We start from the raw sequence: 12,784 nt of genomic DNA, 5'->3' as shown, positions 1-12,784 counted from the left end.
TAAATTAAGAGAGGTAGAACTATGCCAAAAAGAGAAGATATCAAGACAATTTTATTAATAGGTAGTGGTCCTATTATCATTGGCCAAGCTTGTGAATTTGATTATAGTGGTACTCAGGCTGCTAAGACTTTAAAAGAGCTAGGATATAGAGTAGTGCTAATTAACTCAAATCCAGCTACGATTATGACAGACCCAGATTTTGCCGATGCAACATATATTGAGCCAATTACTAAAGAGAGCATTAGTAGAATTATTAAAAAAGAAAATGTAGATGCGCTCTTGCCTACGATGGGTGGTCAAGTTGCTTTAAATGTAGCTATGGAGCTTTATGAAAATAATATGCTTGGCGATGTTAAATTCCTAGGTGCTAATCCAGAAGCAATTAAAAAAGGAGAAGATAGGGTTGCTTTTAAAGAAGCGATGCTAAAAATCGGTATGGATCTACCAAAATCTATGTATGCATATAATATGGAAGAAGCACTAAAAGCTGCTAATGAGATTGGATTTCCGCTTATTATTAGAGCTAGTTATACTCTTGGCGGTGCTGGTAGCGGTGTGGCATATAACCTTGATGAGTTTAGAGATATTGCTGAGAGTGGGATTGAGGCTAGTCCAATAAATGAGATTTTAATCGAAGAGAGTTTGTTGGGATGGAAAGAGTATGAGATGGAGGTTATTAGAGATAGAGCTGATAACTGCATTATCGTCTGCTCTATTGAAAACTTTGATCCTATGGGCGTGCATACAGGAGACTCTATAACTGTAGCTCCAGCTCTTACGCTAACTGATAAAGAGTATCAATATATGCGTGATGCAAGCTTTAAAATCTTGCGTGAAATTGGCGTAGATACTGGAGGCAGCAATGTGCAATTTGCTGTAAATCCAAAAAATGGCCGAATGACTGTAATTGAGATGAATCCACGAGTTAGCAGAAGCTCAGCCCTAGCTAGTAAGGCTACAGGTTACCCAATTGCTAAGGTCGCTACAATGCTTGCTGTGGGCTTTACTCTTGATGAGATTAAAAACGATATTACAGGAACACCAGCAAGTTTTGAGCCAGTAATTGATTATATAGTAACTAAAATTCCTAGATTTACCTTTGAAAAATTCCCGGGTTCTAATCCATATCTAGGCACTGCGATGAAAAGTGTTGGCGAGGTTATGGCAATTGGTAGAAGTTTTAAAGAGAGCGTCCAAAAGGCTCTTTGTAGCTTAGAAAAAGATTATAGTGGATTTAATTATCTAAATTTAAGTGACGAAGATTTGGTTTTTGGATTAAGAAATGGCCATGAAAATAGAATTTTATATATTGCACAAGCTTTTAGAAATGGCAAAAGCGTAGAAGATGTTTATGAATTAACCAAAATTGATAGATGGTTCTTAACTCAAATTTATGAGATAATTGAATTTGAAGACCGTATAGATATGGATATTTTAAATGATAAAGAGCTATTAAGAAAGGCTAAAACTTGGGGCTTTAGCGATAAGATGATAGCGCATTTAATCAATTCTAAAGATAATCTAGAACTAAGTCAAAACGATATATATTATGCTAGAATGCGTCACCAAATCGGCTTAGAATATAGCGAGGTTGATACTTGTGGTGGCGAGTTTCCAGCACTAACTCCATATCTATATAGTAGCACAAATATCACTCCAAATCTACCAAATCTACCTACAAATAGTAATAATAAAAAAGTTTTAATAATTGGCGGAGGCCCTAATCGTATAGGTCAAGGTATTGAGTTTGATTATTGTTGTGTTCATGCTAGTTATGCTTTAAGAGATTTAGGTGTTACAACTATTATGTATAATTGTAATCCTGAAACTGTATCAACTGACTATGATACTAGCGATATTTTATATTTTGAACCAATTGATTTTGAACATTTAAGAGCGGTAATTGAGCGTGAAAGTCCAGATGGCGTTATCGTTCATTTTGGTGGACAGACTCCACTTAAATTTTCTAAACGCTTATCAATGATCGGTGCTAAGATCATTGGAACTACAGCTAGGGTAATTGATATTGCTGAAGATAGAAAAAAATTTAGTGAGTTTATTCGCTTAGTTAATGTAGCTCAGCCCGATAATGATACTGCTATTAGCGAATCTGAAGCACTAGAAAAGGCAAATAAAATCGGCTATCCAGTTTTAGTTCGTCCTAGCTATGTCTTAGGCGGTAGAGCAATGAGAAGAGTCCATAGCGAGATTGAGCTTAAAGAGTATATGAGTGAAGCAGTTAGAGTTAGTAATAACTCTCCAGTTTTACTTGATAAATTTTTGCAAGATGCAACTGAGCTTGATGTAGATGCTATTAGCGATGGCAAAGATGTATATATCGGTGCAATTATGGAGCATATAGAAGAGGCTGGAATTCATAGTGGTGATAGTGCTAGCATACTTCCACCGCAAAACTTAAGCCAAGATATCATAGATCAAGTAGAAAAATGCACCAAAGATATCGCTTTGAAGCTTGGTGTTATAGGGCTTATGAATATTCAATTTGCTGTGTATGATAATAAACTTTATATCATTGAGGTTAATCCAAGGGCTAGTCGCACGGTGCCTTTTGTCAGTAAAGCTACAGGCTTGCCAATGGCCAAGGTGGCAACACGCGTAATGTGGCAAGGTAATTTAAAAGAGGCGCTTGAGTTTTATGATCAATTTAAAGTAGTTAAATTTGATGGCGAAATTTATAAGCCTAGTTTAAATGGCGTGGTATGCGTGAAAGAGAGCGTGTTCCCATTTAATAAATTAAGTGGAGCTGATCTAATCTTAGGGCCAGAGATGAAAAGTACTGGTGAGGTTATGGGTATTAGTGATAGTTTTGAAAAGAGCTTTGTTAAATCGCAAATTGCAGCTAAAAATATCTTGCCAAGTGGTGGTACTGTCTTTATCAGTTTAGCTGATGCAGATAAGAACCGCGGTATTGAACTGGCTAAGAAATTTGAAAATTTAGGTTTTGAGATTGTAGCAACTGGTGGTACATATAAAACTCTAGCTCAAGCTGGAGTAAAATGCGAGATGGTTTATAAAATTAGTGAAGGCCGTCCAAATATCGAAGATAAGCTCAAAAACTCACAAATTGCACTAGCAGTAAATACTAGCGATTCTAAAAGTAGTACAAGCGATGCAGTTAAGATTCGCCAAGCGGTATTAAGGTTTAAAATTCCATATTTTACAAATATGAATGCAGCTTTAAAAGCAGCTGAATCAATTAGCTCAAATGAAGAGGCTCTAGAAGTTAAGAGCTTGCAAGAGTATTTGAAAAAATAATATAAATATTACAGATTTTATAGCTACATTTTAAGATGATTTTAAAAAGTGTAGCTATAGAGCTGAAACTAAATATCTCAAATTTATCCAATAAATCAAATTTAAAATTACTATTTTATTGATAACTATAAATTAAATTTAAATTTCTTGAATTTTATTAATATTAATATAAAAATTTCATTTTGATTGCAATTAAACATTAAATTTTTATCATGATTTTTACTCTGATATTTACTTTTTGTTTATGGGGGGGGGTAGAATTACCACTTTATTTGTAAATTATTTAATAAATTTAAAATTGGGGGGGGGGAATGGATGAAAGAAAAAATAATAAGATTTTTAAGAATTATACTCTTTGATGCGTTTAAATCTCGCTGGGCATGGCGTAGAGTGCCAACGCAGTGGTATTTAAAATACATGACAAGCAAAAGAAAGCTTAATATCATAAATACTAAATTACCGCCAGAATATGAGATGATTTATAAAAAATCAGCCGATCCATTTTATAAAGATACGCTTGTTATTGTTTTTTCACAAGGTGTCTTTTGGGGTGGTAGTAGTTATTTTAAATCTAATTTTATTAATATCAAATATACTTCTGAATATATGAACACATTTTTAAAATCTAAATGTGGTTATGGAAATTTTAACTTTCTTCATCATACTGATGAGTTAGTAAATTTTTTAACTGAGAGAATTAGAGAATTTGGATATACTAGGGTTATCATATTTGGTGGCTCTTCTACTGGGCGAGCGGCTTTGCTTTATTCGCAAATTTTGTCAGGTAAATGTGCTTTTACTCAATTTTATACTATAGCTTGTGCTCCAGCCTCTGATCATTCAGAAAAGATCTATAATATTTCAGATGTCCATATCAAAGATCATATCGTAAATATAAGAAAATATGGCCCAGTAGATGTGCTTAAACACAAACTTCAACTTCCTAGGCAAAATCTTTTTATTTATGTAATTATAGGTAAATTTAATGAACTAGATTATAAAAACGCACAATCATTTAGTGATTGTAAATATCTTAAAATTTTTGATGATATAAGAACACACATCCATAACGTTACTGCTATAATGTTTTTAAATCATAAGTATGTAGAAGATAGAAAAAAATTATTTAATCTAGTAGGCAAGCTTCAAGGAGCTGATAAAATCGATGAAGATAGTGACAAAGCAGTAGAAATCGTAAATGAAATATTTTATCAAGATGGTAAAAGCTTTCAAAATTTAAATATACTTATAGACGAGCTCATCACCACCGGTAAAATAACTTCACTTTATAAGTAGAGATAAAATGTTAAAAAAAGATATAGAAAAAATCATTTATGATATGCCAAAGTTTTATAAAGCAGAATTACACAAAAAGTGCTTAAATTCAGATTACAAAAATAGTTTGATTATAAGTTTTTCATTTATAAAGGAGGCTTTTTCATTATATAAATATATAGATAATTTTGATGTGCTCTATTTGGCTTGTGAGTCTAATGTATATTATCTATCCAATGTTGAAGCAATAAATTCATTTATATATATGATAATCAAAGAGCATAACTATACAAATATCATTTTAATTGGCACTTCTAAGGGTGGATTTGCTAGTTGCTTGTATGGTATTTTACTCTCTAAACAACTAAGAAGTGTTAATTTTAATGCTCTTGTTTTTTCAGCACAAACACTTTTATATCCAAAAAATAATTTTGTTTTAGAAAATTCTAAAATTAGTTATGATTACTTATCACTTTTAAAATTTGCCGAAGAAAATAACGAAATTTTGAAAAATCTCAAAAAATATGGAAATCTAAAAGAGATATTAAAAGAAAAAAATGAAAATTTAAAAATATATATTATCGCTGGCAAAAATGAAATAGTAGATAGCAAAGAAGCATTAAGATTGGTAGAATTTTCAAATGTAAAGGTGAATTTTTTAGATATTAGTTCGCATTTTTCTTTAATACCTTTTACTTTGTCAAATATAGATATAGAAAATATGAATAAATTTAAAAAACGGCTTATTCTGACTATACCTGATTACTTTGGTTTGAGAGATGATGAAATCGAATTAAACAAAATAGCTAATGAAATATCTAGCGTGGTAAAAAATGGAAATTTACGCTCATTAAATGAGATATTTGAGCTTTTAGCACAAGAAAAAGAGATATCTTTTACAAAGGATAATAAATGACTAATATCTTAGAATTTTTAGAAAATCAAGCCGAAAATAATCCTGATAAAATAGCTTTTAAAGATGGCTATAATAACTTGCTTAGCTTTAAAGAGCTTTTAGAAAATTCTAAAAAAATCGGCTCATCACTTGCTAGTTTTAAAGCAAATGGCGCAGTAGCAATACATGCTAAAAAATCTTGCCTTAGCTTGTGCGCTATGCTTGGGGCTGTTCAAGCGGGGTGCTTTTATAGCGTGATTGAGCCTAGTTTGCCAAATGTAAGAAAAAACGCAATGCGTGAAATTTTAAATCCAAGTGTTATTATTTGTGATAATGAAATATATAATGAGACAAAAGAGCTGTTTAGAAATATAAAAGTCTTTAAGATAAGCGAAATTCTAAATTCAAGCATAAATGAGAATATCTTAAAAATCATAAGAGATAGGCATATTAGCACAAATCCTTTGTATTGTAATTTTACTAGTGGTAGCACCGGCATTCCAAAAGGAGTATTAATCAGCCATGCTAGTGTGATTGACTTTATCCCTATATTTTGTGATACTTTGGGGTTAAAATCTAGCGATATTTTTGCAAATCAAGCGCCATTTGACTTTGATGTGAGTGTAAAAGATATTTATAGCACTCTATTTTTAGGTGCTTCATGCTTATTAATCCCAAGAGAGTATTTTACAAATGCTAATAATTTAATGGATTTTATAGAGGATAGCACTGTGCTGATTTGGGCTGTTTCTGCGCTTGTGTTTTTAAGTGTAATGAAAGCCCTTAGCTACAAAAAACCAAATTTAAGAAAGATAATTTATAGTGGCGAGATTATGCCAGCAAAGCATATAGCTAGACTTAGTTCTTATTTGGACAATACTGAATTTATCAATGTTTATGGGCCAAGTGAGATTACTTGTAATGCTACTTATCATACTCTTAGTGGGGATGAATTTGAAAATGGGCTTGATATTATAGGTAAGGCTTTTGCTAATCGTCTTGTATTTTTAATAGATGAAAATGATAAGCTTATCATAGAAACTAATATAGTTGGGCAAATTTGTGTAAGTGGAATTTGCGTAGGGCTTGGATATTTGGGTGGTGATAATAGTGTATTTTGCACCAATGAGTTAGGACAGAGATACTACAAAACTGGTGATTTAGGCTATCTGGATGAGAATAATCTTTTACATTTTAAAGGCAGAAAAGACCACCAAATCAAACGAATGGGACATAGGATAGAACTAGGCGAGATAGAAAAAATGGCACACAAATTAAATGGCGTAGAGATGGTGTGTGCGATTTATGAAAATGATAAACTTAATGTCTATTATAGTGGGAGTGATAAGACGAGCGAGTTAAGCGAGTTTTTAAGAGAGAATTTGCCATTTTATATGATACCAAATAAGCTAATTTATCTAAAAAATATGCCAATAAATAAAAATGGGAAAATTGATAGAAATGCATTAAAGGAGATGAAATGATAGAAAAAACGGCTCATAACTATATAAATTCTAGTCTAAATAGCCCAGCTTTTGTCTTTGATATAGATATTTTAAAAGAGCATTTAAATATGGTCAAAAATGCTCTTTGGCCTTTTAAACTCTGCTATGCGATGAAGGCAAATCCTCTTTTAGTAGGCATTGTAGAGCCTTTTGTGGAGCGCATTGAAGTGTGTAGCGAGGGGGAATTTGAAATTTGTAAAGCTTATAAAATTCCAGCTAAAAAGATTTTTTATACAGGAGTTTTAAAAAGCCTAGATGGCGTAAAATCAGCACTAGAATACGGAGTAAGGCTATTTAATATAGAGAGTCAATCGCAATTAGAGATGATAAAAAATTTAGATAAAAGTGTTGGTATTTTCTTAAGATTAAGTAGTGATAATCAATTTGGTATCGATGAGAATTTGATTTTTGAGATTTTAAAAGATGATAGTTTAGATATTTTGGGACTTCACTATTTTGCGGGAACTTTCAGAGATAAAAAACGGCATTTTGATATTGATAGATTGAGTAAGTTTTTAAGTAAATATAAATTTAAAGAGCTTGAGTATGGCGCTGGGCTTGGTGTGGCGTATTTTGATGGAGAAAAAGATAGTGTAAATTTAGAAACTTTAAAAAATGATCTTGAGAGTTTTAAAATTCCAGTTTGCGTAGAACTTGGGCGGTATTTGGTCGCTAAATGCGGATTTTACGCTAGTAAGGTAGGGGATGTCAAAACTAGTCAAAATGTAAATTATGCTATTTTAGATGGTGGAATGAATCATTTAAATTATTATGGTCAAATGATGGGGATGAAAAATCCTATAATTTTAAATTCCAGCGATCAAAATCTAGTTAAAGCCTACACTCTATGTGGTCCTATTTGTAGTACAAATGATGTTATAACTAGAAGTGCGGAGCTTAATGAGCTAAAAATTGGCGATATTTTATGCTTTTTGAATACAGGTGCTTATAGTAGTACAGAGGCGAGTTATCTATTTTTAAGTAGGGATTTACCTAGCATTTATATGTATGAAAATGGTAAATTTGAATTAATTAGAGAACCAAAAAATACATACAATCTTAATATGAAAGGATAAAAAATGACAAAACTAATTGAGGCGTTAAAAAGGGTTAATGACCAAATTGACTACGAAAATGAGAAAAATTTGGTCGATGATGGTCTATTTAGCTCATTTGATATTGTTGATGCTATCTCTGAGATCGAAGAGACTTTTGGTATAGAGATTCCGCCATCTGAGATTAAAAATGAGAATTTCAAATCAGCACAAAGCATAATGGAGATGATAAAAAGCATACAAAATAGCTAAATTTATCTAATCAAAAATTAGAAATTTAAAATTTTTAAATAAAATTACGCTAATAAATCAAACTTTATAGGCGTTTGGATGGTTAAATTTAGTATCAAGTTAGATGAGGTTATGAGTAGGGATATTGATTTTATCGCTATTGCTACTGATTATAATGGCGTGGCTGATTTTGGGGCTAGGATAGGGCTTTTATGATCTATTTAGCTCAGACTGATACCACGGCTGGATTTTTAAGCCAAAACTTAGAAGAGTTAAACAGGCTTAAAAATCGCCCTTTAAATCAGCCTTGCTTGATCTGTGTAAGTAAATTTAGCGCATTAAAAGAGCTTTCAAGAGCGCCTAAAAAATATAAAAATTTAATCCGCCGCACCAAAAAAATAACATTTATCTACCCAAACTCACAAGCTATAAGAGTGGTAAAAGATCATCCACACGCTAAGTTATTAGATAAGTTAGGATGGGCATATTCTACTAGCGCAAACCCTCATAAAAAGGGATTTGATATCGAATTTGCGGTGGCTAATGCGGATATAATCATAGATACGAAATTCACCCCAGCCCCAGCCTCAAAAATATATAAAATTTCAAAAACCAATATTAAAAAGATTAGATGATCTCATCATCTTTTACGATCTTTTCTATAAGGCCAAATTGAATATGCTTAATCTCAAATTCCCCAGCTTTTATAAACCCTATGCTATCATTTGGGCGGATTTTGTAAATTTTGGATTTGATTTTGAGCTTTTTTCGTCTTCCAAATAGTGCGTTGATAAAGCTTATTGTGTTGTTTCTTTGCCAGTTTAGATCTAAATTTACTCTAAAATGCTTTGGCAATTTTTTCTTTTTACTACCAATCAAAAAATACCTAATCGAGCCTGTTAAGATCTCACCACCATATAGATGCAGCCTTGACCAGATCGTCATAGAGCTTAATATCTGCTTAAGCTTATCTTCTTCGATTATATCGGGGCGAGTTTTGCTACGATTTTTATCTATGAATTTCAAAAAATTATGTTTGGTAATAATCTGCTTATTTTTGAGAATTTGCCTTGATAGATTGATTCTAGTTTTGTCAAAAACAACAAAGCTTAAAATATTAAATTTACTCAAATCAACCTCTTTATTTTGGAGATAATCTTTAAAAATTTGAGTATTTTTAATCAGTTTAGCAAATGGATCTTGATGAAGCGTGGTGCGATTTTTGGTAGTTTGTATCCACTCATCGCCCTTGATATCGATATTTCCAACCCAGTGCTTAAACTCTATAAGATAGATATTAAGCCCATCTACAATGATAAAATCAATCTCATGTAATCCAGATTGGCTATCTTTGACACGCTTATTTTTGTAGATATTTAGCCCTTTAATTTGGCTAATTGTATCGAAAAATTCACTCTCAGCTATACTCCCAGCTCGACTAGCCATATTTGGCAAAGTTATGCTTGGGCTTGAGACAAGCTTATAATTTTGCCAAAAGTTTTTTATCATTTAATCAGCCTATTTACAGCTAAACTAGCTAAATTTAGTCCAAAACTAGCAGTTACACCTATAAAACTTCCTAAATTCACACAATTTGGTGCTTCGGTAGAAAATACCACCTTATAATCACCTTTAAATCCAGCTTTTTTAAGCTCATATCTTATTTTTCTAGCAAATGGATCATTTGTAGTTTTCCAGATACTTGCGACTTTTATTTTTGTTGGATCTAACCTTTTAGCGCCACCCATTGAGCTAAGTAGTCTTTTGGAGCAAATTTTGGCTATTGCTACTTTGGCAGGGATATCATCGATACAATCTATTATAAGATCAAACTCACTAAAATCAAATTCGCTTATCACGCTAGGGGTTAGCTTTAAATTTAGTGTCTTTAAGCCAGGATATAATCTAGCAAATACATCTGTTTTATACTCACCGATATTTTCGCTACCTATTTGGCGATTTTGGTTTGTAATATCGAATTTATCGCAATCAATCGCCGTGATATGTCCAACGCCACTACGATAAAGCGCATCGATACACACGCCACCCACACCGCCACAGCCACATACTAAGACTTTGAAGTCTTGGAGTTTTTGAAATTTATCGCCAAAAATCCAGCGACTTCTAGTAAATCTATCAACCATTTTAAATCCAATTTTTTATAGTTTCTATGCTTTTGTGAGCGGTCATATCGAGCTTAATTGGCGTTAGACTAGCGTAGTTTTCATCAAGTGCTGATATATCACACTCATAGCCTAAATTAGCAGCATATCTAATCCCCGGTGTCCCTAGCCAGTAGTACTCTAGCCCTCTTGGATTGCGATGGATTTGGGCGTTTGTATTGTAGCTTTGCTGACCTGTGGGGACGATTTTTAGCCCTTTATATTCGCTTTTTGGCACAGCTGGGATATTTAAATTTAAAAACTCTCTACCGCTTAATGGATAGCCATTTTCAAATATATTTTTGACTAAATCCAAAGTAATTTCACAAGCTAAGCTAAATCCAAATTTATCCAAACTATCATTTTTATATAGTTGCGAAACCGCAATAGAGCAAACTCCTTGAAGTGTGCCCTCCATAGCGCCACCGCAAGTGCCTGAATAGGTGATATCTTCGCCTACATTTGCGCCGTGATTTATCCCACTTATTATAAGATCAGGCTTTTTATTTTTATACATTGTCTCAAGCGCAAGATATATACAATCACTAGGCGTAGCATCATCAAGTTTGAAAAATCCATCATCAAGTTGAATAAATCTAAGTGGGCGAGTAAGAGTAATAGAGTGCGAACAAGCTGATTTTTCGCTACTTGGGGCGACTACTACTACATTAGCTATTTGGCTAAGCGCATCACGCAAAGCCAGTATCCCAGCTGCTTCAAAACCATCATCGTTTGTTATTAAAATCTCTTTCACTTATATCCTTTTTGATTAATTTTACCTATAATTTTTAAATTGTTGGCTATAATTTGAGCTAAATTTAAAAGGGAAATTATGAAAATTTTAGTTTCTTGCCTAGAAGCATCGGCAAATTTACACCTTAAAGAGATTTTAACTCATCTTGATGGGGTGGAGATTTGCGGGATTTTTGATAAGAGATTTGGTGCTGCTCTTTATGATAGTAAGGAGTTTAGCGCTATGGGATTTGTGGAGATTTTGCCACTGATATTTAAGGCCAAAAGAGCGTTAAAACAGATGGTGGAGCTAGCTAAAACTTGCGATAAGGTTTTGCTAATAGATAGCCCAGCTTTTAACCTGCCTTTGGCAAAAGCGATAAAAGAGGCGAATTTAAAATGTGAGATAATATACTATATCTTGCCACAGGTTTGGGCGTGGAAGCCAAAGCGAGTAGCTAAGGTAGAGAGATATTGCGATACTTTGGCATCTATTTTGCCTTTTGATAGTAAATTTTATCATAAAAGCCAATATGTAGGCCATCCACTCTTAGATGAGATAGATATTCAAAAAAATTCTTATAAGAAAAACTCTATAATATCATTTATGCCAGGATCTAGAAGAAGCGAGATAAGTCGCTTAATGCCGCTATACAAAGAGGTAGCTAAAAACATTAATGGCAAAAAACTTTTGGTAATTCCACCATTTTTGGCTAATAATATTGCTGAGTATTATGGGGATGTGAGTGAATTTGAGATTGTTTATGATACTAAAGAAGCATTGATAAAAAGCGATTTTGCTTTTATCTGCTCTGGGACAGCGACTTTGGAGGCGGCCTTGATAGGAGTGCCTTTTGTGCTTTGCTATAAGGCAAAAGCGATTGATATATGGCTTGCTAGAAAACTTGTGAAGTTAAAATATGCAGGTCTGGCAAATATAATATTTGATTTTATGGGTAAAGAGCCTTTACATGATGAGCTAATCCAAGAAGATGCCAACACCCAAAATTTAATCAAATCTTATAATAATTATAACGAAAATAAATTTATAAAGGCCGCTAAGGAGCTAAGAGAGTATCTAAAACACGGAAGTGCTAAGAGCATTGCTGATATGATTTTAAGATAAAATAGGATAAAATCACAAATCAAATTTAAAAGGAAAAGCTATGACAGAACCAATGACAATCTATGGTTATGAGAAGATTACAGCTGAATTAAAAGATCTAAAGACAATCCAAAGACCAGCGATAGTAAAAGAGATAGATATAGCAAGAAGCCACGGCGATCTAAAAGAAAATGCCGAGTATCACGCTGCTAGAGAGAAACAAGCCTTTATAGAAAATCGCATAGCCGAACTTAGCGATATAGTAAGCAGAGCCAAGGTAATTGACCCTAGTGAGTATGAGCATGATAAGGTTAAATTTGGCTCAACTGTAACTATAATGGATATCGATAGCGAAGTTGAGACGACATACACTATCGTAGGGATAACCGAGAGCGATCTTAGCCGTGGGCTAATCTCTATTTCAACACCAATTGCCAAGCAATTAATCGGCAAAAAAGCAGGCGATGAGGTGATTTTGACCTTGCCAAATGGCAAAAGCGAGATAGAGGTGGTTAGCGTAGAGTATAGGGAAATTAAATTTGAATAGA

12 protein-coding genes are annotated in these 12,784 nt (G+C 33.1%); 9 read left to right on the top strand and 3 right to left on the bottom strand.

Annotation, left to right across the window (positions count from 1 at the left end):
• The first annotated feature begins 21 nt into the window (after window positions 1–21).
• From carB to CIGNP85_RS03905, 7 genes are all read left to right on the top strand, one after another.
• A complete protein-coding gene (carB, locus tag CIGNP85_RS03935; protein ID WP_086287082.1) occupies window positions 22–3,276 on the top strand; it encodes a carbamoyl-phosphate synthase large subunit in 3,255 nt (1,084 codons plus the stop codon).
• Window positions 3,277–3,591: 315 nt separating this feature from the next.
• Window positions 3,592–4,572, top strand: coding sequence for a hypothetical protein (locus tag CIGNP85_RS03930; protein ID WP_086287080.1), 981 nt, complete (start codon window positions 3,592–3,594; stop codon window positions 4,570–4,572).
• A gap of 7 nt (window positions 4,573–4,579) precedes the next feature.
• Window positions 4,580–5,467 carry a hypothetical protein gene (locus CIGNP85_RS03925; RefSeq protein WP_086251624.1) on the top strand — a complete coding sequence of 296 codons (888 nt, stop codon included), beginning with the start codon at window positions 4,580–4,582 and terminating at the stop codon, window positions 5,465–5,467.
• Window positions 5,464–6,930 carry an AMP-binding protein gene (locus tag CIGNP85_RS03920; protein ID WP_086287076.1) on the top strand — a complete coding sequence of 489 codons (1,467 nt, stop codon included), beginning with the start codon at window positions 5,464–5,466 and terminating at the stop codon, window positions 6,928–6,930. The genes CIGNP85_RS03925 and CIGNP85_RS03920 overlap by 4 nt, the downstream gene beginning before the upstream one ends.
• Window positions 6,927–8,027, top strand: a complete 1,101-nt coding sequence (locus tag CIGNP85_RS03915; RefSeq protein WP_086287075.1) for a diaminopimelate decarboxylase family protein — start codon at window positions 6,927–6,929, stop codon at window positions 8,025–8,027. Before CIGNP85_RS03920 ends, CIGNP85_RS03915 begins: the two co-directional genes overlap by 4 nt.
• Window positions 8,028–8,030: 3 nt before the next feature.
• Complete coding sequence (locus CIGNP85_RS03910; protein ID WP_086233995.1) at window positions 8,031–8,258, top strand: acyl carrier protein; 228 nt, start codon at window positions 8,031–8,033, stop codon at window positions 8,256–8,258.
• A 191-nt stretch (window positions 8,259–8,449) separates the two neighbouring features.
• The gene (locus CIGNP85_RS03905; RefSeq protein WP_086268839.1) at window positions 8,450–8,872 is read left to right on the top strand and encodes a Sua5/YciO/YrdC/YwlC family protein; all 423 of its coding nucleotides are present in this window, start codon (window positions 8,450–8,452) and stop codon (window positions 8,870–8,872) included.
• Here the strand turns inward: CIGNP85_RS03905 and CIGNP85_RS03900 are convergent.
• From CIGNP85_RS03900 to surE, 3 genes are read right to left on the bottom strand one after another with little or no spacing between them, the layout of a single operon-like run.
• Window positions 8,865–9,746: a nuclease-related domain-containing protein gene (locus CIGNP85_RS03900; RefSeq protein ID WP_179187365.1), complete on the bottom strand. Its 882-nt coding sequence runs from the start codon at window positions 9,744–9,746 to the stop codon at window positions 8,865–8,867. The genes CIGNP85_RS03905 and CIGNP85_RS03900 overlap by 8 nt on opposite strands.
• Entirely contained in the window at window positions 9,743–10,381 is a 639-nt protein-coding gene (locus CIGNP85_RS03895) for a ThiF family adenylyltransferase (RefSeq protein ID WP_086287072.1), read from the bottom strand. The genes CIGNP85_RS03900 and CIGNP85_RS03895 overlap by 4 nt, the downstream gene beginning before the upstream one ends.
• 1 nt (window position 10,382) lies before the next feature.
• Complete coding sequence (gene surE / locus CIGNP85_RS03890) at window positions 10,383–11,153, bottom strand: 5'/3'-nucleotidase SurE (RefSeq protein WP_086287071.1); 771 nt, start codon at window positions 11,151–11,153, stop codon at window positions 10,383–10,385.
• A gap of 78 nt (window positions 11,154–11,231) precedes the next feature.
• Between surE and lpxB the strand changes: the two genes are divergently transcribed.
• Together lpxB and greA are read left to right on the top strand one after the other, a co-directional pair.
• Window positions 11,232–12,257, top strand: a complete 1,026-nt coding sequence (gene lpxB, locus CIGNP85_RS03885; RefSeq protein WP_086287069.1) for a lipid-A-disaccharide synthase — start codon at window positions 11,232–11,234, stop codon at window positions 12,255–12,257.
• Between the two features lie 40 nt (window positions 12,258–12,297).
• Window positions 12,298–12,783, top strand: a complete 486-nt coding sequence (greA, locus tag CIGNP85_RS03880) for a transcription elongation factor GreA (protein WP_086241741.1) — start codon at window positions 12,298–12,300, stop codon at window positions 12,781–12,783.
• Window position 12,784 lies beyond the last annotated feature (1 nt).

Source organism: Campylobacter sp. P0085, assembly GCF_002139495.1.
GTDB lineage: Bacteria > Campylobacterota > Campylobacteria > Campylobacterales > Campylobacteraceae > Campylobacter > Campylobacter devanensis.
Note: the sequence above shows the minus strand (reverse complement) of the source record. Positions and strands in the feature narration are given on the sequence as shown.

Bases quoted from the DNA above. Each gene is read 5' to 3' on its own strand.
- carB (WP_086287082.1), top strand. From the start codon at position 22: ATGCCAAAAAGAGAAGATATCAAGACAATTTTATTAATAGGTAGTGGT.
- CIGNP85_RS03930 (WP_086287080.1), top strand. From the start codon at position 3,592: ATGAAAGAAAAAATAATAAGATTTTTAAGAATTATACTCTTTGATGCG.
- CIGNP85_RS03925 (WP_086251624.1), top strand. From the start codon at position 4,580: ATGTTAAAAAAAGATATAGAAAAAATCATTTATGATATGCCAAAGTTT.
- CIGNP85_RS03920 (WP_086287076.1), top strand. From the start codon at position 5,464: ATGACTAATATCTTAGAATTTTTAGAAAATCAAGCCGAAAATAATCCT.
- CIGNP85_RS03915 (WP_086287075.1), top strand. From the start codon at position 6,927: ATGATAGAAAAAACGGCTCATAACTATATAAATTCTAGTCTAAATAGC.
- CIGNP85_RS03910 (WP_086233995.1), top strand. From the start codon at position 8,031: ATGACAAAACTAATTGAGGCGTTAAAAAGGGTTAATGACCAAATTGAC.
- CIGNP85_RS03905 (WP_086268839.1), top strand. From the start codon at position 8,450: ATGATCTATTTAGCTCAGACTGATACCACGGCTGGATTTTTAAGCCAA.
- CIGNP85_RS03900 (WP_179187365.1), bottom strand. From the start codon at position 9,746: ATGATAAAAAACTTTTGGCAAAATTATAAGCTTGTCTCAAGCCCAAGC.
- CIGNP85_RS03895 (WP_086287072.1), bottom strand. From the start codon at position 10,381: ATGGTTGATAGATTTACTAGAAGTCGCTGGATTTTTGGCGATAAATTT.
- lpxB (WP_086287069.1), top strand. From the start codon at position 11,232: ATGAAAATTTTAGTTTCTTGCCTAGAAGCATCGGCAAATTTACACCTT.
- greA (WP_086241741.1), top strand. From the start codon at position 12,298: ATGACAGAACCAATGACAATCTATGGTTATGAGAAGATTACAGCTGAA.